Below are 26,310 nucleotides of genomic sequence, written 5' to 3'. Positions count from 1 at the left end.
GCGGGGGGGTCGTTGCGGGACGGTTCGGGTCCAGGGGGGGGGGCGCATTTGATGGTAAGGGGGGGGGGCGGCGGTGGGGCCACCCAACAGCACTCAGCGGCGCGGGCCGTGGAGGGAAGGTTATGGAATGAGCACTGCAACCAACGAGTCCACCGAGGCCCTCGGCACCCACGAGGTGACACTCACCGACGTCGCGGCCGGCAAGGTCCGCAGCCTGCTCGAGCAGGAAGGTCGCATGGACCTCCGTCTGCGCGTCGCTGTCCAGCCCGGCGGCTGCTCCGGCCTCATCTACCAGCTCTACTTCGACGAGCGCCTCCTGGATGGGGACGCCGTGCGCGATTTCGACGGCGTCGAGGTGGTCGTGGACAAGATGAGCGTGCCGTATCTGGCTGGCGCCACCATCGACTTCGAAGACACCATCTCGAAGCAGGGCTTCACCATCGACAACCCCAACGCGCAGGGCTCGTGCGCGTGCGGAGACTCGTTCCACTGACGGGTCTTACGCCCTACGTCGGCCGTGTCTTCCGTGCCCCTCATTCGAGGGCCGGAAGGCACGGCCGACGTGCTGTGGCCACATGTGGGCGATTCCTTTGGGTTAGCTGTAAGCTCTACACCGAGTAGTAAAACTATGCCGCCGGGGCGCGGATTTCTGCGGGAGAACCGCGGACGTGAGAGCCCGGCCGACGCATCAAGAGGAAGGGCCGTCTGTGAGGTCGCAGAACCGAACCAGCAGCCAGCGCACTCGGAATATCGCGGTAGCTGCAGTTGCCGTTGCAGGAGCGCTTGCACTGTCTGGATGTACAAGTCAGGTGCAGAACGGCTGGCTGCCGGGGTCGCGGGACACGACGAGCAATACGGGAATGATCACCGACCTCTGGGTCAACTCGTGGATCGCGGCAATGACCGTTGGCGCGGTGACGTGGGGCCTGATCCTGTGGTGCATCGTGGCCTACCGCCGCCGCAAGGGCACCGTGGGCTTCCCGCGGCAGACGAGCTACAACCTGCCGCTCGAGATCTTCTACACGGCCATCCCGCTCTTCCTCGTGGTGGTCTTCTTCTACTTCACGGACCGTGACCAGCGCGCGATTGACAATCCCAACGCGAACCCGGACGTCACCATCAACGTGGTCGGCAAGCAGTGGTCCTGGGACTTCAACTACAAGCAGGGCGGGATCGTCAAGGACAACGTCTACGAGGCTGGCACTCAGGCCCACCTCAACGGCACGCCCATCGATCTGAACAACCTCCCCACGCTGTACCTCCCCGTCAACAAGAGCGTGACGGTCGAGCTGACGTCCCGTGACGTCATCCACTCGTTCTGGGTGCCCGCCTTCCTCCAGAAGCGGGACATGATTCCGGGCCACCCGAACACCATGTACTTCACTCCGCAGAAGGAAGGCACGTACGAGGGCAAGTGCGCCGAGCTCTGCGGCGAGTACCACTCGGAGATGCTGTTCCGCGTGAAGGTTGTCTCCGAGGCAGAATTCCAGGCGCACCTCGCGGGCCTGCCGAAGGGGCTTCTCGACGCCCAGTATGACCGCAACCCGGATCTGATCCAGAAGTAGGGAATAACGTGGCTACCTATACCCAGTCGCCCACAGCCGGGGCCATCAACGCACCGGTCGTGCCGAGGTCCAAGGGGCGCATCGTCGTCAACTGGATCACCTCGACCGACCACAAGACCATCGGGTACATGTACCTGATCGCGTCGTTCGTGTTCTTCTGCCTGGGCGGCGTCATGGCGCTGCTCATCCGTGCCGAGCTCTTCGAACCCGGCATGCAGATCCTGCAGACCAAAGAGCAGTACAACCAGCTCTTCACGATGCACGGAACGGTCATGCTCCTGATGTTCGCGACGCCGCTCTTCGCCGGCTTCACGAACGTCATCATGCCGCTCCAGATCGGCGCACCCGACGTTGCCTTCCCCCGACTGAACGCCCTCGCGTTCTGGTTCTTCCTCTTCGGCTCGACCATCGCGACGGCCGGCTTCATCACCCCGCAGGGCGCTGCATCGTTCGGATGGTTCGCCTACGCGCCCCTCTCCAACACCACCTTCACGCCGGGTATCGGCGGGGACCTGTGGGTCTTCGGATTGGCCCTCTCCGGCTTCGGCACGATCCTTGGTGCCGTCAACTTCATCACCACGATCATCTGCATGCGTGCACCGGGCATGACCATGTGGCGCATGCCCATCTTCACGTGGAACGCCCTGATCACGTCGATCCTCGTCCTTATGGCATTCCCGCCGCTCGCAGCCGCGCTCTTCGGCCTCGGGGCCGACCGTCGCTTCGGTGCGCACATTTTCGATCCTGAGAACGGCGGCGCCGTCCTCTGGCAGCACCTCTTCTGGTTCTTCGGCCACCCGGAGGTCTACATCATCGCGCTGCCGTTCTTCGGCATCGTCTCGGAGATCTTCCCGGTCTTCAGCCGCAAGCCGGTCTTCGGCTACAAGGGCCTCGTCTTCGCAACGATCGCCATCGCAGCCCTTTCGGTCACCGTGTGGGCCCACCACATGTATGTCACGGGCGCCGTGCTCCTTCCGTTCTTCTCGTTCATGACGATGCTGATCGCCGTCCCGACCGGCGTGAAGTTCTTCAACTGGATCGGAACGATGTGGCGGGGCTCGCTCACCTTCGAGACCCCGATGCTGTGGAGCCTCGGCTTCCTCATCACCTTCCTCTTCGGCGGCCTGACCGGCATCATCCTGGCTTCGCCTCCGCTCGACTTCCACGTCTCGGACACGTACTTCGTGGTGGCCCACTTCCACTACGTCGTCTTCGGCACCGTCGTGTTCGCGATGTTCGCCGGCTTCTACTTCTGGTGGCCCAAGTGGACGGGCAAGATGCTGAACGAGCGCCTCGGCAAGATCCACTTCTGGATGCTCCTCGTGGGCTTCCACGGCACGTTCCTCATCCAGCACTGGCTGGGCGTCATGGGCATGCCGCGCCGCTACGCGGACTACCTCCCGCAGGATGGCTTCACCTGGATGAACCAGTTCTCGACGATCTCCTCGTTCATCCTCGGCGCCTCGCTGATCCCGTTCTTCTGGAACGTCTACATCACTGCCAGGAGTGGCAAGCGAGTCCTCGTCGACGATCCGTGGGGCTTCGGCGCCTCGCTCGAGTGGGCCACGTCCTGCCCGCCGCCGCGCCACAACTTCACGTCGCTGCCCCGCATCCGTTCCGAGCGGCCTGCGCTGGACCTCCACCACCCGGAGCTCTCGGTGGCCGGCATCGTGCAGCACTCTCAGGCAGCCGCAGCAGTCACCGCCGACCGTAAGGAAACGCACTAAGTGAAAATCGAATCCTGGCTCTTCGGAACCGGAGTCTTCTTCTTCATTCCGGTGGCCATCGTCTATGGGTTCCTCACCCACTGGTCCGAATGGGTGGGCATCATGGGCATGCTCCTCGTGGGCGGCCTGGCGGGCATGATCGGTTCGTACCTCGGCGTCACCGCTCGTCGGGTGGGAGCTCGTCCTGAGGACCGTGAGGACGCCGAGATCCACGAGGGCGCGGGCGAGCAGGGCCACTTCAGCCCCTGGAGCTGGTGGCCGCTCGTGGTGGGCACCGCTGCTGCCACCGCGGTCTTGGGCATCGCCGTCGGCTGGTGGATCTTCTTCATCGGCGCGGGCATCGGAATCGTCGCCCTCGTCGGCTGGGTCTTCGAGTACAGCCGTGGAGACCACGCGCACTGAGTTCCAACCGAGCATCCCTCAAGGGGCCCGGCATCGTCACGATGCCGGGCCCTTTGGGCATTCTGCGCCGGAGCCTGACGTGCGAAAACGTGTAGCCTTCAATAGGTAGAACTGGATCAGGAGGCACACGAGTGGAAGACGCCGACAGCATCGTCGGGAAGCTCGACCGGTCCTCGAAGACGGCAATGTATGTGCAGCTCCGTGAGCTGTTGCGGGAACACATTCAGACGAAGCTGACGCCCGGCGCGCCTCTGCCCTCTGAACGTGATCTCGCGCACCGGTTCGGCTTGGCTCGTATGACGGTACGGCAATCGATCGATGCCCTCGTCGCCGAGGGCGTACTGGACCGCATTGTGGGGCTCGGTACCTTTGTGAGCCGCCCCAAACTCGATCTCCAGATGAAACTGACCTCGTACAGCGAGGAGATGCAGCGGCGTGGCATGGTGCCCGACGCGAAGGTCCTCAGCTTCGAGGAGATCGGCGCTTCGGCCCATCTCGCCCGCGAGCTGCAAGTAGACGAGGGAACGGCTGTTGTCAGGTTCCGACGGCTGCTCCTGGCCGACCAGGAGCCGATGAGCGTGGACGAGAACTACATCGTGGCCCATCGCGTCCCGGGATTCACCGACGGGCCGCCGCCTACGTCGCTCTACCAAGTCCTCAGCGAACGCTACGGCCTCGTCATGGAATGGGGCGAGGACATGATCGAGGCCACGGCGGCGTCCCCTTCGATTGCGCGCCTCCTCAAGGTGGACATGGGATCACCACTCCTCAAGATCCAGCGGCACGCGTACGTGGCCAAGGCCATGGTCGACTATTCCGTCTCGTACTACCGGGCCGACCGTTACAAGCTGTGGGTGCCCCTCCAGCGTCCCGGAGCCCGCACCCCGCGTTCTTACTCGACCAAACGCTTCACGGGCTAGGAGAGCGGCTTCACGCGGCTCTCAACGGTCCCTTCGAAGGAGTGAGGCCCCGCCGCGGGTGCGCGGCGGGGCCTCTCTGTCCGGGGGCGCCCGGGGGTTCAGTGACCAGCAGACGTCGGCGTGGGCTCGATGGCCTCGTGATGCCCGTGACCGTGAGCTGCCTCGAGCTCGGCGGGGCTCACCGGGGCAACGCGATCCTCGAAGAACCACTTCGAAAGCTTGGCGCGACGGCGTTCTTTGCGGTCCACGACGCCCTTCGCATTCGGCTGCGCGGGCAGCACGCCGGGGGAGTCGAAGGCCACAAGCCGGTAGCGCTTGTACTCATCGAGCGGGGCGTGAACCTCGATGAACTCGCCATGGGGGAGTCGGACGATGCGTCCGGTCTCGCGGCCATGAAGCGCGATCTCGCGGTCCTTTCGCTGCAGGCCGAGGGCGATGCGCTTCGTCACGACGAAGGCGATGATCGGCCCCACGAAGAAGAGCGTGCGCAGCCAGTACGTCACGTCGTTCAGCGACACGTGGAAGTGCGTCGCGATCAGGTCGGAACTGGCGGCTGCCCACATGACGCAGTAGAACGTGAAACCGGCCATGCCGATCGCGGTGCGGGTCGGCGCGTTGCGCGGGCGATCGAGCACGTGGTGCTCGCGGTCGTCCTTCGTGATCCAGCGCTCCACCCAGGGGTAGATGAACAGGACGGTGAAGACGATGCCCGCGGGAACGAGGGCCGGAAGCAGGATGTTCAGCGACAGCGTCTGCCCGAAGATCACGAACTCGAAGTGCTGGCGGTAGCCATTCAGGTCACCGAGGACACCGGGCATGAGGCGCAGAGCACCGTCCACCCAGCCGATATACCAGTCGGGCTGGGTACCGGCCGACACCGGGGACGGGTCGTAGGGGCCGTAGTTCCAGATCGGGTTGATCGTGAAGGCAGCAGCGATGGCGGCCAGCACGCCGAAGACGATGAAGAAGAAGCCTCCAGCCTTCGCCGCGTAGACCGGGCCCAGAGGATAGCCGACGACGTTGCGGTCGTTGCGGCCCGGGCCGGGGTACTGCGTGTGCTTGTGCACCACCACGAAGATCAGGTGCAGGGCCACGAGGCCCAGGATCATTGCCGGAATCAGCAGGATGTGCAGCACGTAGAGGCGCCCGATGATCGCGTCGCCCGGGAACTCCCCACCGAACAGGAACATCGAGATCCAGGTACCGATGACGGGGATCGCCATGACAACGCCGTCGATGATGCGCAGACCGTTGCCCGAGAGGAGATCATCCGGGAGGGAGTAACCAGTGAAGCCGGCCGCCATGCCCAGGATCAGCAGGACACCGCCGATCACCCAGTTCATCTCGCGGGGCTTCCGGAAAGCACCGGTGAAGAACACACGGAGCATGTGCACGGACATCGCCGCGACGAACAGCAGCGCTGCCCAGTGGTGGAGCTGACGCATGAAGAGACCGCCACGCACCTCGAACGAGATGTGGAGGGAGGACTGGTAAGCCACGGACATGTCCATGCCACGCATGGGAATGTACGCACCGTTGTAGGTCGTCTCCGCCATGGACGGGTTGAAGAAGAACGTGAGGAAGGTGCCCGACAGCAGCAGAATGATGAAGCTGTAGAGCGCGACCTCGCCGAACATGAACGACCAGTGGTCAGGGAAGACCTTCCGGCCAAACTCGCGGGTGACGGTCGAGAGACCCGTCCGCTGATCGACAAACTCGGCGATGCGCCCGACCTTGGTCGGTGCTTGGTATGCGGCGGTGGTGTCGCTCACGAGTACTCACGCTCCCAGTAGCTCGGTCCAACAGGTTCGTGGAAGTCGGAGGTGGCCACGAGGTAGCCCTCGGAATCGACTTCAATCGGCAGCTGGGGGAGCGGGCGGCTCGCCGGGCCGAAGATCACCTGGCACTCGTTCGTCAAGTCGAACGTCGACTGGTGGCACGGGCACAGGAGGTGGTGAGTCTGCTGCTCGTACAGTGCCACGGGGCAGCCGACGTGGGTGCAGATCTTCGAGTAGGCAACGATGCCGTTGTAGCCCCAGTTCTCACGTCCCGGGGACACATGCAGGTCCTCCGGGTTGAGGCGCATGAGGAGGACAACCGACTTGGCCTTCTCATTGAGCTTTCCCTCATGCAGGTCGTTGAGACCCTCGGGGATCACGTGGTACGCGGATCCGATCGTGACGTCGGCGGCCTTGATCGGAGTGCCGTCGGGGTCCCGCGTCAGACGGACCTTCTTGCCCGTCTGGGCGTTGGGTGCCCACATAGTGTGGCGGAGGATGTCCTTCGCGTTCGGACCGAGGTCGCCGAAGACGGCAAGGGCCGGCAGCGGGGCGAGCGCAAGGGCGCCGATGAGGGTGTTGCGAATGAGGGGACGGCGCTTGATGCCCGTCTCTTCGATGATGTCGTCAACGATCTTGACGGCGGCTTCGCGGTCCTGCTCGCTCCGAAGCTCGTGCCGTGCCTCCGACACCTCGTGATCGGGCATGAGCGCCTTGGCCCAGTGCACAATGCCAGTGCCGATGCCGAGCATCGCGAACGCCGTGCTGAGCCCGAGCAGGATGTTCTGTGTCCTGATCGCGTCAACGGTCGACGTCGGCCCGAGGTCGATGGCGAAGTAGGAGACGAGGAACACGATGGTGCCGATCACCGAGATGATGAACAGCCACGTGACCTGGCGCTCCGCTCGCTTGGCGGCTCTGGGGTCGGTGTCAGCCAGGCGCGGGCGGTGAGGCGGGAGTCCCGGATCCTCGAACTGCCCCCCGGCCTGACCAGCCGTAGCTACGGTGCCCCCTTGCTGTGGGGCGCCGTCACTAGGGTTGCCCATAATTCCCCTCATCCTTCCTGTGCCCCGCTTGCCGGGGGCAGATGTTCAAATCAGATGTGCCGCTGTCCAGATTGCTTGCACTGGGCGGCGAAACGAGTGCTTCAGGCCCTGTCAAGAGGTCCGCGATGTCAGCCAGATCGTGAAGGCGATGATGACGCCGAGTCCGGCGACCCACATGAAGAGGCCTTCGGAAACGGGGCCGAGGCCGCCAAGATCAGCCCCGCCCGGGGAGCCCTGCTTCTCGATGGTCTGGAGGTACGTGATGATGTCCCGCTTGCCCTCGGGGGAGATGTTGGCGTCGCTGAATACCGGCATGTTCTGCGGGCCGGTCTCCATCGCCTCATAGATGTGCTGAGCGGACACGCCGGCCAGCGACGGCGCGAACTTTCCACGCGTGAGGGCACCGCCTGCGGCAGCTGCGTTGTGGCACATCGCGCAGTTCACGCGGAACAGCTCGCCACCGTGGGTTGCATCGCCCTGGCCGTCCAGCATCGCCTGGTCAGGCAGGGAGGGGCCAGCACCAAGCGAGGCGACATAGGCGGCAAGCTGGCGCGTCTGGTCCTCGTTGAACTGCTCCGGCTTCCGCTGGGCCTGCGGGCCCTGCATTTGCATCGGCATGCGGCCCGTGCCGACCTGGAAGTCGACGGCGGCGGCACCCACGCCCACGAGCGACGGCCCCGACGCCGAGCCCTGGGCGCCCATGCCGTGGCAGGTGGCACAGTTCGCCACGAACAGCTTCTGCCCTTCGCTTACGTCCGATGCCGAGAAGCCGGTATCTGCCTTGGCCTTGTTGGCCGAGGTTGCCACCGCGTAGAGGAGGCCGGTCAGCAGGAGGCCCATGACCAGCAGTGCCACCACTGCCAGCGGATGCCGCCGCTTCTGGGAGAGTGCCTTCACGTAATCGTTCCTATCCGTCTGTCCGCGACCCCGTCAGCGCGCGATCGCGATGTCAAAAAGTTCTGCTGCCTGCCGCAGCCGGTGCTACCTGAGGACGTAGATGACCAGGAAGAGCCCGATCCACACGACGTCGACGAAGTGCCAGTAGTACGACGTGACGATGGCCGAAGTCGCTTCGAAGTGGCCGAAGCGCTTGGCCGCGAAGGCGCGCCCGATGATGAAGAGGAACGCGATGAGGCCGCCGATGACGTGGAGGCCATGGAAGCCCGTCGTGATGTAGAAGGCCGAACCGTAGGCGTTGGAGGACAGCGACACATGCTCGGAGACCAGCATCGTGTACTCGGTGGCCTGCCCAGCGACGAAGAAGGCACCCATGAGGAACGTCAGGACGAACCACTCGGTCATGCCCCAGCGGGCGAACTGGAAAAGCCCGCCGCTCCGCCGCGGCTGAAGCCGCTCTGCAGCAAACACACCCATCTGGCAGGTGAACGAGCTCGCAACAAGCACGATCGTGTTCACGAGCGCGAACGGGAAGTTCAACTTTGCCGTCTCCATGGCCCAGAGGCCCTCCGTCGAACCTCCGCCCAGGGAGACCTGGCCGGCTGCTCGAAGGGAGAAGTACATGGCAAAGAGTCCGGCAAAGAACATCAGCTCGCTCGAGAGCCACACAACGGTCCCGACGGAGACCATGTTGGGGCGGTTCAGCGTGGGATGTGCCGGGGTTGTCGGGGCATGAGTCGCTGTCGTCACAAGGACATTATGTCTACAAACGACGGGTTCGCCCAACGCGAACCGCCTCTTCCGGGAACTTTTTCTACAAACCCTCGAAATTCCGCGGAAGCTCGGTCCCGGTCATACGTTCGCCGGGCACGCGACCGGTCGATAGCATCAGGGGGTGAGCACTCAGGATCCCGCAGCGAACCCCGTCCACAGCTGGCGTGCCCTCATCGGATCACTCGTCAAGGGCGGGGATCTGACGAAGGAGCAGACCGCGTGGGCCATGGACACCATCATGGCGGGGAACGCGACGGACTCGCAGATCGCAGGGTTCCTCGTTGGGCTGCGGGCCAAGGGCGAGACCGTGGACGAGCTCGCCGGACTGGTTGAGACCATGGTCGAGCGTGCTACTCCCATCACGATCCCGGGGGAGAAGCTCGACATTGTCGGCACAGGCGGCGATCAGCAGAACACGGTCAACATCTCGAGCACAGCCGCTCTGGTGCTGGCGGGCGCAGGGGCGCGCGTGGTGAAGCACGGCAACCGCGCAGCCTCATCGTCCGCAGGTTCCGCCGACGTGCTCGAGGCACTCGGCGTCAGGCTGGACATGAGCGTCGACCGGGTGGCTGCGTCGGCGGAAGCCTGCGGCATTACATTCTGCTTCGCCCAGGTGTTCCACCCGTCCTTCCGCTTCACGGCCATCCCGCGGCGGGAACTGGCCATCCCGACCGCCTTCAACATCTTGGGCCCGCTGACGAACCCCGCTCGCGTCCAGGCGTCCGCGGTCGGCTCGGCCGATCCCCGCATGGCCCCCTTGATCGCGGGCGTCCTGGCCAACCGCGGGAGCCGCGGGCTCGTGTTCCGCGGCGATGATGGCCTCGACGAACTGACGGTCACCACGACCTCGCGGATCTGGGAGGTGCGGAACGGCGCAGTCGTCGAGTCCGAGCTCGACCCGCTGGACCTCGACATCTCCCGGGCCTCGCTGGAGGATCTGCGCGGCGGCGACGCCCAGCACAATGCGGGCGTGGTGCGCAGCGTCCTGGCGGGGGAGAAGGGTCCGGTGAGGGACGCCGTCGTTCTCAACGCAGCAGCTGGGCTGGTCGCCTTCGACCAGAGCGCCGAATCTCCGCTGCTGGACCGGCTAGCCGCAGCGAAGCTGCGGGCCGAGGAAGCGATCGACTCCGGGGCTGCGCTGCGGGCGCTTCAGGCGTGGGTGGAGTTCAGCCAGTCCTGAAGCTACTCGAGGCCGATCGAGAACGCTGCCTCGAGATCATGCCGGGAGTACGCCCTGAACGCGATGTGGGTGGTGGTCTCCACAACACCCTCCACCTTCGAAAGGTGATCTGCGACGACGTCTGCGAGGTCCTCGTGCTGCTGCACGCGCGCGATCGCAATGAGATCCCACTCGCCCGTGACGGAGTAGACCTCGCTGATGCCCGGAAGTGCGGAGATCTTCTCGGCAGCCTCGGGGATCTTGTTCGATTGCGTCTGGATGAAGACAAATGCAGTGATCATGGTTCTCCGATCGGTCGTCGCGCCCTGCTGAACCCAGCCTATAAGTTCGCCGCTCTAGGAGCGCCGAACCACCCGCCGGATGAGGAGCGCGACCGCGCGCCATCCGATCAGGGCCACGCCCAGGACGGTCAGAGCCACCACGAGGAACGGCCCTGCCAGGCCCTGTCCGGTGAGCCCTCGGAGGAGCATCCCCACCGCGTAGGCAGCAAGCCACACGAGGAGGCCTGCCGGCCACACGGCGAGGGGCCGCCGTCGCACGAGCGGAGTCGCCCAAGCCACAATCAGGCCTACGCCGAAGGGCCACGCGGTGGCCAGCACGCCGAGGACTGGGTTGGCCTCGCCGTGGAAGCCGCGCCCCATCGCCGCGAACACGAGGACGACGGCGGCGTCCCCTACGACGGCGAGGATTGAAGCGCGGGCGCGGCGGACTGAGGGGGAGATATCGGTGGTCACCGGTCAAGCGTACGTGGACTAGGGCCGCAGGGCCTTCACTCACCGTCGCGGAAGGAGAAGAATCCCTAGCACCCTGACCGTGACTGACCCCGGAGGATCCGCCATGCCGGACATCGTCCCCTGTCTCTGGTTCGACACCCAGGCCGAAGAGGCGGCCAACTTCTATGCTTCGGTCTTCCCCGACTCGAAGGTCACGCGCGTTGACTACTACGGCGACGCTGGCCCGCGTCCCGCAGGGAGCGTCATCACCGCAGAGTTCGAGCTCGACGGCAAGCCTTTCGTGGCGCTGAACGGCGGGCCGGAATTCACGTTCGACGAGGCAGTCTCCCTCCAGGTCCTGTGCAAGGACCAGGCTGAGGTCGACCATTATTGGAGCGCGCTCACGGCAGACGGTGGCGAGGAAAGCCAGTGCGGGTGGCTCAAGGACCGGTTCGGATTCTCGTGGCAGATCGTGCCCACCCGGCTGACCGAGCTGCTCAGGGATCCCGATCCCGGACGATCCGGCCGGGCCATGCAGGCGATGCTCCGGATGCGGAAGATCGTGATCGCGGATCTTGAGGCTGCTGCTGCCGGGGCTTGAGTGCCTTCCGGCGAATCGTCCGAGCAAGTTGTCGAAAAGCGGCGCAGCCGATCGTCCAGCAGGCGAGAGTCACTCCGGCTCCCAAGAGAACAGGAAGGCGAACGGCCATGACACAGTATCTGATCAGTATGTACCAGCCCGACGGCGTAGTGCCGCCGCCAGAGGTGCTCGGCCCTGTGATGGAGAAGATCGCAGAGTTCAACGCGGACCTCCGGGCCGCTGGTGCCTGGGTGTTCGGCAACGGACTCACCGATCCTTCGTCCGCGACCGTGCTCAAGCACACTGGGACCGAGGTTCTCGTCACGGACGGTCCCTACCTCGAGGGCAAAGAACACCTTGGTGGCTTCGAGATCATCGAGGCGCCCGACCTCGATGCCGCCCTCGCCTGGGGCCGCCGGCTTGCCGAGATCACGGGTCTCCCGCTCGAAGTTCGGGCCTTTGCGGCCGTTCCGCAGGACGAGCCGGTGAGCGGGTCCGCATGAGCCCGGCGGACACCGTCGCAGCGGTATTCCGCGAGGAATACGGCCGCGCGGTGTCCGTCCTGCTGCGGACGACGCGCGACCTCGACCTCGCCGAGGACGCCGTCCAAGAGGCCTTCGCGGTGGCCACCGAGCGCTGGCCCCGCGAGGGATTCCCCGAGCAGCCGGGCGCATGGATCATCACGACGGCGCGGCGCCACGCCGTCGACCGTTTCCGCCGGGAGGCCGCGCGCGGCGGGAAGGAGGCCCAGGCCGCCCTTCTGCACGCCGCCGAGACAGCGGCGGATGGCAACGTTCCGGGGCACGACTTCGGCGATGACCGGCTAAAGCTGGTGTTCGCGTGCTGTCATCCGGCCCTCGCGATGCCAGCACGGGTGGCCTTGGCCCTCCGCGTGCTCGGAGGGCTGTCGACGCCGCAGATCGCCGCGGCATTCCTCGTGAGCGAGACGACGATGGGGCAGCGCATCTCGCGCGCGAAGGCAAAGATTCGCGATGCCGGGATACCCTATCGGGTCCCGTCTGCCGAGGAGCTGCCGGAGCGGCTCGCGGGAGTGCTCGCCGTCGTCTATCTCATCTACAACGAGGGCTATTCCGCCGGCCTGGGGAGCCCGAGGGCGCGCACGGACCTGTGTGCAGAGGCGGTCCGACTGGCGAGGGTGCTGGTGCAGCTCCTGCCCGGGGAACCGGAGGTGCGCGGGCTCTTGGCCCTCATGCTGCTGTCGGAATCGCGTCAGGCGGCCCGCACCGGCGGGGCCGGCGTCCTGGTGCCCTTGGCCGAGCAGGACCGCGGGCTCTGGGACGCGGATCTCATTTCGGAGGGCCTGGCCATCGTCCACCACTGCCTTCAACGCGGTCGGCTCGGGCCCTACCAGATTCAGGCGGCCATTCAGGCGGTGCACAGCACAGCGCCGTCAGCTTCTGCAACGGACTGGCCCAGGATTCTCCGTCTGTACGGCATGCTCTCGCGCATCTCACCAGGACCGGTGGTGGAGCTCAACCGCGCGGTAGCCCTCGCCGAGGTCGAGGGTGCGGCGTCGGGGCTCGCCGTCGTAGATGGGCTGGCACTCGGGGGATACCACGTCTTCCACGCCGTCCGGGCCGACCTGCTCCGACGGCTCGGCAGGGTCGGCGAGGCCGCCACGGAGTATGCCGAGGCGGCCCGCCATGCGCCCGGCCCGGGGGAGAGGGCTTTCTTGGAGGCGCGACTACGCGAGCTCCAGGCCGGATGAGGCGCGGCGCCACCGCGGCGGCTTGGCTGCCCACCTCACGGCCAGCATCACCAGGACGGCAGAGGCTACCGCAGCCCCCATGTGGGTCACGACCAGAACATGGAGGTCGACAGGGGCGAATTGTTGGGCTCCCGTCGTCTGGATCTGGGGGGAGGAGACCCCGTGAACGTGGGCTGCTGCAGGAAACAGCGGGCCGTCAAGGCCAGCGAGGGCCGTCAGCAGCAGATGCAGAGCCTGCTGAACCGCTCCACTCGCCACCCCGACAGTCCACGATGGCAGCCTCAGGCGGCTCAGGCCCGCGGCGAGAAGGCTCACCAGGGCAATCAGAGCGAGGATCACGGTGGCCGGAGGCGCGATTCCGCCGCCGAGGATGTGCGCCACGAGGCCGAGGCCGACGGCGGTCGGACCAGCAGTCAGCGCGACAGCAGCCGTGCGCCGGCGGGGGAGAACTGCGAGTGCGCCCATGCTCCATCTTCGGAGCCGTGAACGTTATGGATTGGTGACCTCGGCCCACGGTTCGATCACGGCTTCCACCTACTCTGGACAGACCGTTCTGTCTACCTGTAGCGTCGCCAACATGGCGAAGATGCACGGGGCCGGGGCACCGGTGGACACCCAGCGCCAACGCGCTGAGTCAGACCGCCTGGCGCCCTGCCCATCCTTCGCATTCCAGAACGGCATTCGCCGTGGAGCAGGCCGCGGACCGTCGTCGTACGCCCGAGGAGGTGGGGATACCCAGATCGAGCGCTGAACAGTCATACTTCCGACCCCAGCGAGGAGGAGACTCACGCGATGGAAAGTGTTCACGAACGGTCTGTCACCACGGCAGAGCGAAGCGCGCACCAAGGACAATCGGATCGACCTCAGCCTGACGGCGACTGGCCTCTTGAGGGCCCCACGACCGCAAGCGAAGAAGCGGCCTCCTCGGCCACCATGGCCCGCGCCAGCGCAGCAGGCGATTTGGCAGTTGAATACCTCGGCGTCGCCGACGCCCTTGCCCGGCGTTTTCGATGCCCAGGCCACGATCCAGACGACCTGCGCCAGGTTGCGCGGCTCGGTCTGATGAAAGCCGCACAGCGATACCGGTCCGGCCTCGGACACGGCTTTGTCCCCTACGCGGTGCCGACCATCACCGGGGAGATCAAGCGATATCTCCGCGATCAGTCATGGATCGTCCGGCCGCCGCGCGGCGTGCAGGAACTCAGGCTCAAGGTCAATGCAGCACGACCGCGTTTGGCCCAGCGTCTGGGCCACGAGCCCAGCACGCGGGAACTCAGCCGAGAGCTCTGCGTCTGCGTTGAAGACGTGGCCGAGGCCCAGATAGCCGATGCCTCCATGGTCCCGGACTCCATCGAGCCCGGCGACTCGCCCGACGACCCGGAGGCCCGGCGCCTCACCGTAGTCGTCTCAACCGAGGACTCTGGGTACGAGCATGTGGAGTCCATGCAGGCGCTCGGTGATGCCCTCATGGACGCCTCAGAGCAGGACAAGCGCTTGCTGCACCTCCGCTTCGTCAAGGAGCTGACGCAGGAGGAGATCGCGAAGGAACTGGGCGTCAGCCAAATGCAGGTCTCGAGGCTCCTGCGCAGATTGCTCGGCCGGCTTCGGCGCCGCATGGCAGCCTGACATTTCGGGAGGAAGGTGGTCGGCCCGCGCTCACGGCTCGGGCCGACCGCTCTTTCGATTCATCAGGATCTCCTCAAGAGGGGAGGGGCTGAGCGCGGCCGTAGCGTTCGTAGATCACCCGCGAGGCGAAGGTCGTGGTCTCGAGCAGATCCAACCGAATATCCGGGCTGACCGGCGGGAAGAAGGACGTGCCGCCGCCGACGACGATGGGCCTGCGGAAGATGTGGAATTCGTCCACGAGGCCGAGACCGATCGCTTCAGCCGCAAGGCCTGCGCCGCCGATCGAGACGACTTTGTCAGTTGCTGCGAGCGCCGACTCGACCTCTTCGGCGACGGAGGCCTCAGCCAAACGGGCGTTGCCTTGGACGCTGCACCCAGCGCGGCTGAAGACGACTTTGGGCAGTGCCACCCAGACGTCGGCGAACTCGGCGAACAGTTCATTGCTGCGCATCGAGGGATCCTCTTCCCACGGCAGCATCGTCTCGTAGAGTCTGCGCCCGCACAGATAGAAGCCGAGGCCCCGAACCTCCGCGAGGTGGAGGCGGAATTCTTCTTCGCTGGGCGGCGTCCAGTCGAAGGAGCCGACACGGTCGTTGATGTAGCCGTCGACCGAGGTGCTCATGGAGTAGATCAACATGGCCAGGAGAGCCCCCTCTTTCCTTTAGTTGACATAATGTAGATTATCGGCGTTCGAGGGTTGGCTTCTGGAAGCTCGAATCTGCCGGCGGCCGGAGCGTATCGTCAATGCATGTGCAGGAACATCCACACGCTCCATAACTTTGAGCCAGCTGCCACGTCCGAGGAAGTTCATGCCGCCGCGCTGCAGTATGTGCGCAAGATCGCGGGAACGACCAAGCCGTCGAAGGCGAACCAGGATGCGTTCGACCAAGCGGTCCACGAAATCGCCCACATCACTCAGCATCTGCTCGACGACCTGGTCGCCACGACGCCCCCGAAGAATCGCGAGGAAGAAGCCGCCAAGGCTCGTGCCCGCGCCGTGCGCTCAGGACGGTATGCAACGGCGTGACCGATGCTCGCCTCAGCGAGCCACGTAGTCGGCCAGGTGCTTTCCGGTGAGCGTGGTCTGGCCAGCCACAAGCTCAGCCGGCGTGCCCTCGAAGACCACGCGACCGCCGTCGTGCCCTGCCCCCGGACCGAGGTCGATGATCCAGTCGGCGTGCGCCATCACTGCCTGATGGTGCTCTATGACGATGACGGACTTGCCCGAGTCCACGAGTCGGTCAAGAAGCCCTAAGAGCTGCTCGACATCCGCCAGATGGAGTCCGGTTGTGGGCTCGTCGAGGATGTAGACCTCGCCCTTCTCGGCCATCTGCGCAGCGAGCTTGAGGCGCTGCCGCTCACCGCCCGAGAGGGTGGTGAGCGGCTGGCCGAGTGTGAGGTAGCCCAGGCCGACGTCAGCCAAGCGATCGAGGATCTTGTGGGCGGCAGGAGTGCGGGCCTCCCCCTCGCTGAAGAACTTCTCAGCCTGCGCCACGGGCATCGCAAGCACCTCGGCGATGTTCTTGCCCCCGAAGGTGTACTCGAGCACCGACGCCTGGAATCGCTTCCCGTCGCACTCCTCGCAGGTGGATTCGACGGTCGCCATCACGCCCAGATCCGTGTAGATGACCCCAGCGCCGTTGCACGTCGGGCAGGCGCCCTCCGAATTCGAACTGAACAGCGCGGGCTTGACGCCGTTCGCCTTCGCGAAGGCCTTCCGGATTGGCTCGAGCAGGCCGGTGTAAGTCGCCGGATTGCTCCGCCGGGAGCCCTTGATCCCGGTTTGGTCGATGACCACAACACCGTCTCGACCGGCGACCGACCCATGGATCAGCGAGCTTTTGCCGGAACCGGCCACACCCGTGACGACGACGAGCACGCCGAGAGGGATGTCCACGTCAACGTCGCGGAGGTTGTGGGTTGAGGCGCCCCGCACCTCAAGAGCCCGGGACGACGGGCGCACGGCCTCCTTGAGCGTTGCCCGGTCGTCGAGGTGCCGCCCCGTGGACGTGTCACTCCCCCGCAATCCCTCGACGGTGCCCTCGAAGCACACGGTTCCTCCCGCGGTGCCAGCCCCGGGGCCGAGGTCGATCACGTGATCTGCGATGCCGATTGCCTCTGGCTTGTGCTCGACCACGAGGACCGTGTTGCCCTTGTCCCGCAGCTCCAGCAGCAGCTGATTCATCCGCTCGATGTCGTGCGGGTGAAGTCCGATCGTGGGTTCGTCGAAGACATACGTGACATCAGTCAACGACGAGCCAAGATGGCGGATCATCTTGGTCCGCTGCGCCTCTCCCCCGGACAGGGTGCCCGACGGACGATCCAGCGAGAGGTATCCCAGACCGATTTCCGCAAACGAATCCAGAAGGTGCTGAAGGCCCGCAATCAAAGGGGCAACGGAGGGTTCCCGTATCCCACGCACCCATTCCGCAAGATCAGTGATCTGCATGGCACACGCGTCCGCAATGCTCTTGCCATTGATCTTCGACGATCGTGCCTCGTGACTGAGACGTGTCCCCTCGCATTCCGGACAGGTCGTAAACGTGATCGTGCGGTCTACGAAGGCACGAATATGCGGCTGCATTGCCTCCGGGTCCTTCGAGAGCATCGACTTCTGGATCTTCGGAATGAGCCCTTCATAGGTGAGGTTGATGCCTTCGACCTTGATCTTGGTGGGCTCCCTGTAGAGGAGATCGTGCAGTTCCCGCTTGGTGAATTTCCCTATCGGCTTGTCCATGTCGAAGAAGCCGCTCCCCGCGAAGATGCGGCCGTACCACCCATCCATCGAGTAGCCCGGAATCGAGAGGGCACCCTCGCTCAATGACTTGCTCGCGTCGTAGAGCGCAGCCAGGTCGAAGTCCGTGACCGAGCCCATGCCCTCGCACCGCGGACACATGCCCCCCAAGCGGTGGAACGTCGCCTTCTCCGTCTTGGTCTTGCCCTCGCCGCGCTCAACGGTGATGGCGCCGGAGGCCTTCACCGACGGAACGTTGAAGGAGTAAGCGTTCGGTGATCCGATATGAGGCTCGCCGAGACGGCTGAACAGGATCCGCAGCATCGCGTTCGCGTCTGTCGCTGTCCCTACCGTGGATCGGGGGTTGGCTCCCATGGGCTCTTGGTCGACGATGATCGCCGTTGTGAGTCCCTCGAGCACGTCGACATCGGGCCGGGACAGGGTTGGCATGAACCCCTGCACGAAGGCGCTGTAGGTCTCATTGATCATGCGCTGCGATTCGGCCGCGATTGTGGCGAACACGAGCGAACTCTTCCCAGAACCCGACACCCCCGTGAACACCGTGAGACGCCGCTTCGGAATCTGGACGCTGATGTCTTTGAGATTGTTCTCTCGGGCGCCGTGGACGCGGATCACATCGTGTGTGTCGGCGACGTGGCGAGCGGTCGAGTCCGAGGCGATCCTGGTTGCGATGCTCATGCTCGTCATGCTAGCCGCGCCTCACGGCCGCACGCTTCTCAATTCCTGACCATCTCGCCTACTCGTCGACCCGATACACGTGATAGCTGTCTTCATTCGCCAGCACATCCCGAAACACCCCATTTGCGGACGCCGTAATGCTGCGGCCCTCCCCGACCACCTCGACGGTGCGGCCTCGGACCCCGGACGGAAGCGTGAAGGTTCGTGGGCCCGGCGCGGACGCACCGTCCGTCATGGCAAAGATGTAGATCGAGTGGTTGTACTCCTTGAGCATGGTGTCCAGTCCGCTGCCAAACGAATAGTCGAAGGACTGCGTATTCAGCACAGGCGCCAAGTCCTTGATGAGCGAATCGATCTTCTTCACCGCGGCTACCTGATCCGCCGCGCAGAATCCGGCTTCGACCTGGGATTGCCGGAAGATGCTCCCGCCTTGGCAGGGCCCGCTCAGGCTCTGATTGAAATAGACGATCCCCCGCGCCTCGTGGATGAGGGAATTCATCACGGCCCCTTCCAGCTGCTCGGGCGTGATATCCGCAGTGAATGGCTGGTCCCCCGGCCCGCCATTCAGATTCTCGACGAACTGCCACAACGGCTGAAGCCTGCCGTCTGCCGCATCCCGCTGTCGGAGCATCTGCATCGTCTTGCCGTAGCTGGACGCCGTCCTGCACTGGGGCTGAGGAATGGGGATCAGGTAGTTCTCCCGATAGGGCGACGCACTGCAGAAGGGAACCGTGTACCAATACATGTCCACGGAGACCACGTCGGTGAAGTCGTTGACATAGGCGTTCGCGTCGGCGTCTGCCATGTCCTTTGCAATCACGGATTGGGTGTAGTTGGTGTACGCGAAGCGCCCATCCGCCTTTGCCTTCTCCGAGAGTTCCTGTAGGTGCGCCCGCCCCTCCTGGGGCGAATACCTGCCATCGACCTCGTCGTCCAGGAATTCGCCCACCCAGTTCCGGCTGGAGGTCGTGAACGAGTCATTGAGCGGCGGGCCGATCCAGAACAGCCCGTTGTCTGCGAACAGGCTGTACGGAGTAGCGGCGTCCATCCCAATGTACGTATTGATGCCGAGGCTCTTGTCGTACTGCGCCTCATCATTGGAGCTGATCCCGTTGTACCAGGCGACGATCGGAAAGAATGCCGGGTCGGACCAGCCGGCGGCGTCGGCAACCGGAAACATCTTCCAATAGGCGGAGCCGCCCTCCCAAGGAATCCTCGGGAGATCGAGCAGCGCCGCGGGACCCGCAGAACCTGCGCCTCCGACTGCACCGCTCCCGGGCAGCGCCGCAACGAGCGCCAGCCAGAGAAGCAGGACTAGCGCTCGCGCGGAGCCGGCCTTGACGACCATGAGTCGATGAGCCTAGTGGAGTCCGATGAGCAGCATCTGGGAGGTGCCGGGAATGCACGTCTGGAGGAAGATCGGCGGGTAGCCCCCGGCGAATCCTGCGAGGACACTCTGGCCGGCCCCTTGCGGGACCACCATGCGCTGGAAGGCGGTGTACGTGCCGTACCCCTGGACCGTGACGACGGTTCCCGGCTGGATCCAGCTCATCCGACTCCAGCCGCCGCAGAAGTCATGTTCCGCGATGCTGACGGAGGCTGTGACGGGGGTGAATCGGACCGGGCCTGCGCACGCGTCGACGGCGGATTGGCCGCCCGCCCCAACGACGGGGATGTAGGCCGTGGGTGCGGCCGGTGGAGCGGCGGGCTGCGGCTGCGCGGCAACCGCTGGCGCAGCGGCCTGAACCTTTTGGGCCGCGGCGGCTTGGGCTTGCTGCGCGGCCGCCTGAGCTTCCTGCGCTGCCGCGGCCTGGGCCTGCTGCGCGGCCTCCGCTTGACGCTGGGCCTCCGCTTGACGGTCCGCCTCCGCCTGACGATCTGCCGCTGCCTGACGCTGGGCCTCGGCGGCCTGCTCGGCCCGAAGCTGGGCGGCCTGTTCCGCCCTGAGGTTTGCCGCTTCAACAGTGCGAGCCCGGGCGGCGGCAACCACGTCCTGATGCTCTTGAAGGAGGTCGGGTGCGGGGGGATTGGCAGCCGGAGACTCGTGCTGCGCAATGGTTGACGTCGACGAGGCTGGAATTGCGACGGAAAGTCCCCCGACCACCAGCAGTCCGCCGACGACGGCCGATGCGGCAATTCGGGAGGGTTTGAATTCTGGGGTCGGTGGCATTGTCGAGACCTTTGATCCGGGCCGGCCCTTATTCCGGCGTCCTGTTTCAAAGGTCTTGGGGCACCAAGAAGGCGGTAAAGACGACTCGGGCCAATCGAGTCCTCCCCCCGGGCAATTCGAGTGGTGGCCCGGGCCGCGCAAATCGGGTCAGGTACCGCGAGCGCGGGCAGTAGGTAGCCCCTCGTCGCGCGTAGTGCGTAGGTATCCGGCGCCTGCAGGCGGAGCGGGCGAGGACCGATTCAGAGGCGGTCGAGCCTCTCGCGGGCCCGCCTCGCGGCAGTGCGCTCCTGCTCGGCAAGCCGCGCGGCGAGCTTGCGCGTTCGCTCGGCATAGCCTGCTTCGCGGTCGACGGCGCTCAATTCCTCTTCGAGCTCGGAGATCCTCGCGCGGAGCTCACCCAATTCCCGGTTCACGTCGCTTCGTCGCGAGGAAACCTCGGTGAGATGGTGCTCGGCATCCGCGAGCTCCGCCTCGGCCTGTTCGACGGCACTTTCGGCCTCCTCGACTTCGGCCTTGGCTTCCTCTCGCGCGCGGCGCCGCTCCTCTTCTACACGCCGCTCCTCTTCCGCTCGGCGTTCATCTTCCGCTGGGCGTTCATCTTCGGCAGGCCGTTCGTCGGCCGCACGACCCTCGCCGCTCACGGCCGGCCGTGGGAGCGTCCCTCTGCCGCCGTCGTCGTCCGCGGAGTTCTTCGTCCTCTTGCGAGGCGCTTCAGCAAGCACGCCCGGAACCGCGACGGCCCCGGAGAGGTCGACCGGCTCGAATCCGTTGCTCGCGAGCGTGCGGACCAGGTGGCCGCTGCGCACTGCGTCAGCGGCGTCAGGGTCCGCCATCGCCGCGCGAAGCGTCGCCTCCATCTCGGTCGCTGCCGCGTCGCTCAGGGAGACGCCAAGGTCGTCTGCGAGGGCCCGTGCCTGGCGGACGACGGCGACGAGCACCTTGTGCCGCTGCTGCCCCAGCTCCCACATGCTGGCTGGATCCAACTCCTCCTGCGCTCTGCGGAGGGACTCCCCCAGCTCGAGCACTTGAGCGACCTCGTCCGGCTTGCGCAACGCGAGCATGTTCACGGCCCATGCGGCTGTCGACGGCTTGGGGAGGCGCCCGATCTGCTTGGCCAGCAGCGAGTTGCCCTCAGCACGCGCGGCCTTGGCCGCTCGATTGCGCTCAGCCGTGAACTCGGAGGGCAGCAGCGCATAGAGCGTGGCCGCCGCGGAAGCGAGATCCATGCCTCGCATCATAGGTCGTGGCTCTCCCGCCTCCTCGCGGCAGATTGGAGACAGCGACCGCGGGTAACCCTCGTGACACAAGGAGGAAAGCACCATGATCGAGCGCGGCAGCAACAAGCACGGTCCCCATATCGACGACGAGATGAAGCACGAGATCGACGGCGTCCTCAAGGGCGGGCGTCCAGCCCATGTCGAGGAGTGGCGACAGACCGAGCCCTTCCCCGACGACACGGATGATGAGGAAGTCCAGGCGGCCATGGAGCAAGGAGTTCCGCCAGCTGAGGGCACCTCCGGGGGAACCTCTGAAGGCGAAGACTCGGGCGACTGATCAACCCACTCATAGCGATGCGGCCTCTGTCCCACCGGACCGGGGCCGCGTCGACGGAGGAAGCATGAGTGCACCGGCGCGGTATTCTATGCCGGCGAGCGTGCCGGGCCCCGCCCGCAAGGCGCAGGGGCACAGCCCGTTTGCCCGTTGGCTCCTCGAAATGCGCGTGCAGCAACCGGTCGGCCCGGAAGCGCCAGAGGAGCATGCCGGTCAGCAGAGCTGGTGGAAAGTCATGTGCCTCACGGGGGTCGACTACTTCTCAACGCTCTCCTACCTGCCCGGCATCGCCGCCCTTGCAGCGGGTGCGCTCTCCCCCCTGGCAACCCTGCTGATCGTGGCGCTGACGATCCTCGGCATGCTGCCGATGTACCGGCGGGTGGCCAAGGAAAGCCCCCATGGCCAGGGTTCGGTGGCCATGCTGGAAGACCTTCTGCCGTTCTGGAGAGGGAAGCTCTTCGTCCTCGTCCTGCTCGGCTTTGTCGCGACGTCATGGATTATCACGATCACTCTTTCCGCGGCGGACGCGGCGGTCCATCTGACGGAGAATCCCCTCCTTCCTCGGGGGTTTGAAGGCCAAGGCCTGCCCATTACGATCGCGCTGCTAGTGATCCTCGGTGGCGTTTTCCTGCTCGGATTCACCGAGGCCGTCGCAGTGGCGATTCCGCTCGTCGCGGTGTTCCTCCTGATGAATCTGGTGATCATCGGCGTGGGGCTTGCGGATATTGCGAGTCGGCCTGCCGTCGTCGTGAATTGGACGGCAGCGTTGACCCAGAGCGGGGGTGGCCCGCTCGGTGTCCTCTGGCCGGCGCTGCTTGCCTTCCCGCTGCTGGTGCTTGGCCTCTCAGGTTTCGAAACGGGCGTCAGCATGATGCCCCTCATTGCTTCCCGCGGAGCAACGGACGAGGCCAAGCTTGAATCGCGGATCCACAACACCCGCAAATTGCTGACCTCCGCCGCCGTGATTATGAGCGTGTACCTCATTGGGAGCAGTCTGGTCACCACGCTGCTCATTCCACCTGCGGAATTCCAGCCCGGAGGAGGCGCAAACGGCCGCGCGCTCGCATATCTGGCCCATGAGCGACTCGGGCCCATCTTTGGGTCCGTCTACGACATCAGCAGCGTGCTGATCCTCTGGTTCGCGGGCGCCTCGGCCATGGCCGGACTGATCAACATTGTGCCCAGATATCTGCCGTCCTACGGCATGGCGCCCGAATGGGCCCGGCATATCCGGCCCGTGGTGCTGGTCTATACGGCCATCAGCATTCTCATCACGATCGCGTTCCGCGCGGACGTGAACGCCCAGGCAGGGGCGTATGCGACGGGAATTCTGGCCATGATGGTCTCCGGCGCCTGCGCCGTTGCCATTTCCGCGATCCGGCGCCGCCAGCGCGGCGCCGGCATCGCCTTCTCGGTGCTGAGCCTGATTCTGCTCTATGCGCTGGGCGCAAATGTTGTGGAGAAACCGGATGGACTGGCGATTTCCGCTCTCTTCGTTGCCGGCATCATCGTCATTTCGCTCATTTCCCGCGTGAGCCGGACTACCGAACTGCGCGCCGACCGCATCGAATTCGATGAGGAGGCTCGACGCTTCATCATTGAATCCCTCGAATACGACGACCGGCTGGACATTGTGGCCAACCGGCCGGATGCGAGGGATGAGGCCGAATACGCGCTGAAGGAGGCAGACCAAAGGGAAGCCAATCCCCTGCCCGGCACGGCCGACGTGATCTTCCTCGAGGTGGATATCGCGGATCCCTCCGACTTCAGCGACACGCTGACCGTCCGGGGAGTCGAAGTAGGCCAGCACCGTGTCCTCCGCGCGGCGAGTCCCGCCGCCCCGAACGCCATAGCCGCCATCTTGCTGGCCCTGCGCGACGCGACCGGGGTCATCCCCCAAGCGCATTTCGAGTGGTCCGAGGGGAACCCGCTCGCGCACCTCATGCGCTACCTCCTGCTCGGACGTGGCGACACGGCACCCGTGGTGCGGGAGATCATCCGTGAACAGGAGCGCGATCCCGGGCGACGCCCGCGCATTCACGTAGGGTGAGTAGGCATGGCCAGAAGCTGAATGCAACTGGAAGGACATCGAATGGGCAGCGGCGCTCGCCTTCGCATGGCAGTTGTGGGGGCGGGGTGGAGAGGGCAGTATTTCGTGAAGCTCGCCCGCCTGTTCCCGGAATCGCTCGAGTGCGTGGGGGTGGTCGCGCGCCGCGAGGGCCTCCGTCACGAAGTAGCGGATCGCTGGCAGGTGCCAGTCTTCGCCTCGGTCGAGGAGCTGCTCGACCGACAACGGCTGGACTTCGTGGTCTCGTGCGTGAGCTGGGAGGCAAACCCCTCAGTCATCCAGGAAGTGGTCTCTCACGGGCTTCCCGTCCTTGCCGAGACTCCCCCGGCACCGGATCTCGATGCGCTGCGGCGTCTCTGGTCCGCCGTCGGGAGCTCCGGCCTCGTCCAGGTGGCCGAGCAGTACTGGCTGATGCCCACGCATGCCGCAAGGCTGGCCGCATCACAGCAGGGAGCGATCGGCGAGATCGGCTCGGTCCAGATCTCCTCGACGCATCTCTATCACGCCGTCAGCCTCATCCGCCGCTACCTCGGCGTCGGCTTCGAGCCGGCAACGGTGGGGGCGCGCCGCTTCGTCCAGCCGCTGGTCCAGCCGAGTGATCGTTCGGGGTGGACCCACGACACGACGCCTCGACCGGTCACGACGACGATCGCAACGCTCGAGTTCGAAAGCGGCCGGAGCGCCGTCTACGACTTCACGGACAACCAGTCACGCAACCACCTCAGATCCAGGCGCCTCCTGCTGAGGGGCAGCCACGGCGAGATCAACGACCACAGGGTGATCCGCCTGAGCGACACTGAGACCATCGTCGAGTCGCAGATCGTCCGGCGGCAGAGCGGCTATGAACTGGACCACGAGGGCTTCGACACCGCGCACCTGAGCCTCGACAGCCGCATTCTCTGGCGTAACCCCTTCTTCGGGCGTCGCCTCAACGACGAAGACATCGCCATGTCCGGCATCCTCCTGGCCACGGCGCGCTGGGTGAGCGACGACGGTCCTCCCCCGTATCCGCTCGCGGAGGCCTCCCAGGACCACCACATCGGGCTCGCCATCGAACGGGCCGCCCAGGACGGCGGCCTCGTATCGGCTGGCACCGAGGAATGGGTTTCTGATCCGCGCTAGCGCACTTCCCGCGATCCTCGTCCGGTCAGAGGCATCTGCAGGAGGAAGGTATCGATCCAGCGGCCATGCTTGTACCCCACCCCCGCGAGGCGACCCGCCTCGGCGAAGCCCAGCCGCCGATGCAGCGCGGCCGAAGGCGAGTCCAGCGTCTCGGTAAGTACCGCCACCATCTGCCGCATGCCGCCGTCGGCCGCCGCGGATACCAGTGCTCCCATGAGCCGCGAGCCCACCCGCCGCCCGGTTGCCTCGGGGGCCACGTAGACCGTGTCCTCCACGGTGAAGCGGTAGCCCGTCTTTGGCCGCCACGGCGCAGCGTAGGAATACCCCACGACGCGACCCCCCAGCTCAGCGACGAGGAACGGCAGGCCGCGGGCGCTGAGATCGTCGAGCCGCTCTTCGAAGTACTCGGGCGACGGCGGATTCTCCTCGAGCGTCGCCACAGTATTCACCACGTAGTGGGCGAAGATTCCCGCGACCGCCTCGAGATCGGCGTACTCGGCGTGGCGGACGACGACGTCACCTACGTGAGAGCCGGAGCGCCTCGCGATCGCTGCCATCACCTCATCGCGGGAGAGTCCGCGCTGTTTCACCGCATGCTCGACGGCGAACTCGAGGGCCTCGCTCTTCCCGCCTGGGCGCACCTCGGCCCGGATCGCCAGCCTGCCGAGCCGTTGGGCCGCGGCCAACCGGTGGTAGCCGTCGGCGAGCAGGAGGCGCCCACCTGCCTCGAAGACCGTGATGGGTTCCGCCGCCTCGAAATGCTCCACGTAATACGCCACGCGGCTCTCATCGAGGTGGCCACGCCCCTCAAGGATGGGCTGCTGGACGAGATCCGCGATGACGATGTCGGTGACGGCCATGGAACCATCGTGCACCATGCGATGCGCCTGCCCGCTAGGCCGCGATGGCCACCGAGGTCGCCAAGACCTTTCCGGAGGAGTCGAGGGCCTGGGCTGCCACATGAGGGGCGGCTGCGACTGCCGCCGTCGTCTCGAAGCCCGTCCGCTTGACCACGACCGCCTCCGAAAG

The 26,310-nt window shown here is 65.5% G+C and carries 27 protein-coding genes; 14 read left to right on the top strand and 13 right to left on the bottom strand.

Features of this window, described 5'->3' with window-relative positions:
* Positions 1-127: 127 nt before the first annotated feature.
* From ACTHL9_RS04805 to ACTHL9_RS04785, 5 genes are all read left to right on the top strand, one after another.
* A complete protein-coding gene (locus ACTHL9_RS04805) occupies positions 128-493 on the top strand; it encodes a HesB/IscA family protein (RefSeq protein WP_138413622.1) in 366 nt (121 codons plus the stop codon).
* A 214-nt stretch (positions 494-707) separates the two neighbouring features.
* Positions 708-1,565 (top strand): aa3-type cytochrome oxidase subunit II, encoded by an 858-nt coding sequence (gene ctaC, locus ACTHL9_RS04800; protein ID WP_440517683.1) that lies wholly within the window; start codon positions 708-710, stop codon positions 1,563-1,565.
* 8 nt (positions 1,566-1,573) lie between these two features.
* Complete coding sequence (ctaD, locus tag ACTHL9_RS04795; protein WP_440517681.1) at positions 1,574-3,292, top strand: aa3-type cytochrome oxidase subunit I; 1,719 nt, start codon at positions 1,574-1,576, stop codon at positions 3,290-3,292.
* Positions 3,293-3,694, top strand: a complete 402-nt coding sequence (locus ACTHL9_RS04790) for a cytochrome c oxidase subunit 4 (RefSeq protein WP_440517679.1) — start codon at positions 3,293-3,295, stop codon at positions 3,692-3,694.
* A gap of 185 nt (positions 3,695-3,879) precedes the next feature.
* Positions 3,880-4,614 (top strand): GntR family transcriptional regulator, encoded by a 735-nt coding sequence (locus tag ACTHL9_RS04785; protein ID WP_440517685.1) that lies wholly within the window; start codon positions 3,880-3,882, stop codon positions 4,612-4,614.
* A 98-nt stretch (positions 4,615-4,712) separates the two neighbouring features.
* Here the strand turns inward: ACTHL9_RS04785 and qcrB are convergent, their stop codons facing one another.
* The 4 genes from qcrB to ctaE form a co-directional block, all read right to left on the bottom strand.
* Positions 4,713-6,386, bottom strand: coding sequence for a cytochrome bc1 complex cytochrome b subunit (gene qcrB, locus ACTHL9_RS04780; RefSeq protein WP_440517678.1), 1,674 nt, complete (start codon positions 6,384-6,386; stop codon positions 4,713-4,715).
* On the bottom strand, positions 6,383-7,438 hold the full coding sequence (gene qcrA / locus ACTHL9_RS04775) for a cytochrome bc1 complex Rieske iron-sulfur subunit (RefSeq protein ID WP_440517677.1): 1,056 nt from the start codon (positions 7,436-7,438) through the stop codon (positions 6,383-6,385). Before qcrA ends, qcrB begins: the two co-directional genes overlap by 4 nt.
* Before the next feature lie 111 nt (positions 7,439-7,549).
* Positions 7,550-8,335, bottom strand: a complete 786-nt coding sequence (gene qcrC / locus ACTHL9_RS04770) for a cytochrome bc1 complex diheme cytochrome c subunit (RefSeq protein ID WP_440517676.1) — start codon at positions 8,333-8,335, stop codon at positions 7,550-7,552.
* An 84-nt stretch (positions 8,336-8,419) separates the two neighbouring features.
* A complete protein-coding gene (gene ctaE / locus ACTHL9_RS04765; RefSeq protein WP_440517674.1) occupies positions 8,420-9,085 on the bottom strand; it encodes an aa3-type cytochrome oxidase subunit III in 666 nt (221 codons plus the stop codon).
* 145 nt (positions 9,086-9,230) lie between these two features.
* On the opposite strand from ctaE, the gene trpD reads away from it, so the two are divergent.
* Positions 9,231-10,289, top strand: a complete 1,059-nt coding sequence (trpD, locus tag ACTHL9_RS04760) for an anthranilate phosphoribosyltransferase (RefSeq protein WP_440517672.1) — start codon at positions 9,231-9,233, stop codon at positions 10,287-10,289.
* A 2-nt stretch (positions 10,290-10,291) separates the two neighbouring features.
* Here trpD and ACTHL9_RS04755 read toward each other — a convergent pair whose 3' ends face one another.
* Both ACTHL9_RS04755 and ACTHL9_RS04750 read right to left on the bottom strand, forming a co-directional pair.
* Complete coding sequence (locus ACTHL9_RS04755) at positions 10,292-10,570, bottom strand: Lrp/AsnC family transcriptional regulator (protein WP_440517670.1); 279 nt, start codon at positions 10,568-10,570, stop codon at positions 10,292-10,294.
* A gap of 54 nt (positions 10,571-10,624) precedes the next feature.
* Positions 10,625-11,023 (bottom strand): DUF3054 domain-containing protein, encoded by a 399-nt coding sequence (locus ACTHL9_RS04750; protein WP_440517669.1) that lies wholly within the window; start codon positions 11,021-11,023, stop codon positions 10,625-10,627.
* 103 nt (positions 11,024-11,126) lie between these two features.
* Between ACTHL9_RS04750 and ACTHL9_RS04745 the strand changes: the two genes are divergently transcribed.
* From ACTHL9_RS04745 to ACTHL9_RS04735, 3 genes are all read left to right on the top strand, one after another.
* Entirely contained in the window at positions 11,127-11,603 is a 477-nt protein-coding gene (locus ACTHL9_RS04745; protein ID WP_440517684.1) for a VOC family protein, read from the top strand.
* A 107-nt stretch (positions 11,604-11,710) separates the two neighbouring features.
* Complete coding sequence (locus ACTHL9_RS04740; protein ID WP_440517668.1) at positions 11,711-12,085, top strand: YciI family protein; 375 nt, start codon at positions 11,711-11,713, stop codon at positions 12,083-12,085.
* Complete coding sequence (locus tag ACTHL9_RS04735; RefSeq protein WP_440517667.1) at positions 12,082-13,311, top strand: RNA polymerase sigma factor; 1,230 nt, start codon at positions 12,082-12,084, stop codon at positions 13,309-13,311. Before ACTHL9_RS04740 ends, ACTHL9_RS04735 begins: the two co-directional genes overlap by 4 nt.
* Here the strand turns inward: ACTHL9_RS04735 and ACTHL9_RS04730 are convergent.
* Entirely contained in the window at positions 13,288-13,776 is a 489-nt protein-coding gene (locus ACTHL9_RS04730; protein ID WP_440517665.1) for a hypothetical protein, read from the bottom strand. The genes ACTHL9_RS04735 and ACTHL9_RS04730 overlap by 24 nt on opposite strands.
* 327 nt (positions 13,777-14,103) lie before the next feature.
* Between ACTHL9_RS04730 and ACTHL9_RS04725 the strand changes: the two genes are divergently transcribed.
* A complete protein-coding gene (locus ACTHL9_RS04725; RefSeq protein ID WP_440517664.1) occupies positions 14,104-14,937 on the top strand; it encodes a sigma-70 family RNA polymerase sigma factor in 834 nt (277 codons plus the stop codon).
* Positions 14,938-15,010: 73 nt separating this feature from the next.
* On the opposite strand, the gene ACTHL9_RS04720 is transcribed toward ACTHL9_RS04725, so the two are convergent.
* Positions 15,011-15,574, bottom strand: coding sequence for a dihydrofolate reductase family protein (locus ACTHL9_RS04720; RefSeq protein WP_440517663.1), 564 nt, complete (start codon positions 15,572-15,574; stop codon positions 15,011-15,013).
* A 111-nt stretch (positions 15,575-15,685) separates the two neighbouring features.
* On the opposite strand from ACTHL9_RS04720, the gene ACTHL9_RS04715 reads away from it, so the two are divergent.
* A complete protein-coding gene (locus tag ACTHL9_RS04715; protein WP_440517661.1) occupies positions 15,686-15,964 on the top strand; it encodes a DUF2277 domain-containing protein in 279 nt (92 codons plus the stop codon).
* 12 nt (positions 15,965-15,976) lie between these two features.
* Here ACTHL9_RS04715 and ACTHL9_RS04710 read toward each other — a convergent pair whose 3' ends face one another.
* The 4 genes from ACTHL9_RS04710 to ACTHL9_RS04695 all read right to left on the bottom strand — a co-directional run bounded on the left by ACTHL9_RS04710 (position 15,977) and on the right by ACTHL9_RS04695 (position 21,766).
* Positions 15,977-18,370 (bottom strand): ATP-binding cassette domain-containing protein, encoded by a 2,394-nt coding sequence (locus ACTHL9_RS04710; RefSeq protein WP_440517660.1) that lies wholly within the window; start codon positions 18,368-18,370, stop codon positions 15,977-15,979.
* 58 nt (positions 18,371-18,428) lie between these two features.
* Positions 18,429-19,718, bottom strand: coding sequence for a hypothetical protein (locus tag ACTHL9_RS04705; protein WP_440517659.1), 1,290 nt, complete (start codon positions 19,716-19,718; stop codon positions 18,429-18,431).
* 12 nt (positions 19,719-19,730) lie between these two features.
* Positions 19,731-20,540, bottom strand: coding sequence for a hypothetical protein (locus tag ACTHL9_RS04700; RefSeq protein ID WP_440517657.1), 810 nt, complete (start codon positions 20,538-20,540; stop codon positions 19,731-19,733).
* Positions 20,541-20,779: 239 nt separating this feature from the next.
* Positions 20,780-21,766, bottom strand: coding sequence for a hypothetical protein (locus ACTHL9_RS04695; RefSeq protein ID WP_440517655.1), 987 nt, complete (start codon positions 21,764-21,766; stop codon positions 20,780-20,782).
* 94 nt (positions 21,767-21,860) lie between these two features.
* On the opposite strand from ACTHL9_RS04695, the gene ACTHL9_RS04690 reads away from it, so the two are divergent.
* The 3 genes from ACTHL9_RS04690 to ACTHL9_RS04680 all read left to right on the top strand — a co-directional run bounded on the left by ACTHL9_RS04690 (position 21,861) and on the right by ACTHL9_RS04680 (position 25,281).
* The gene (locus tag ACTHL9_RS04690) at positions 21,861-22,094 is read left to right on the top strand and encodes a hypothetical protein (RefSeq protein WP_440517654.1); all 234 of its coding nucleotides are present in this window, start codon (positions 21,861-21,863) and stop codon (positions 22,092-22,094) included.
* Positions 22,095-22,158: 64 nt separating this feature from the next.
* Positions 22,159-24,141, top strand: coding sequence for an amino acid transporter (locus ACTHL9_RS04685; protein ID WP_440517653.1), 1,983 nt, complete (start codon positions 22,159-22,161; stop codon positions 24,139-24,141).
* A gap of 42 nt (positions 24,142-24,183) precedes the next feature.
* Positions 24,184-25,281, top strand: a complete 1,098-nt coding sequence (locus ACTHL9_RS04680; protein WP_440517651.1) for a Gfo/Idh/MocA family protein — start codon at positions 24,184-24,186, stop codon at positions 25,279-25,281.
* Here the strand turns inward: ACTHL9_RS04680 and ACTHL9_RS04675 are convergent.
* A complete protein-coding gene (locus ACTHL9_RS04675; protein WP_440517649.1) occupies positions 25,278-26,141 on the bottom strand; it encodes a GNAT family N-acetyltransferase in 864 nt (287 codons plus the stop codon). The two genes, ACTHL9_RS04680 and ACTHL9_RS04675, sit on opposite strands and share 4 nt — an antisense overlap.
* Positions 26,142-26,310 lie beyond the last annotated feature (169 nt).

Origin of the sequence: Sinomonas sp. (genome assembly GCF_051955515.1) — a bacterium.
GTDB lineage: Bacteria > Actinomycetota > Actinomycetes > Actinomycetales > Micrococcaceae > Sinomonas.
The sequence above is the reverse complement of the archived record's forward strand: the minus strand, read 5'-3'. Positions and strand labels throughout refer to the sequence as shown.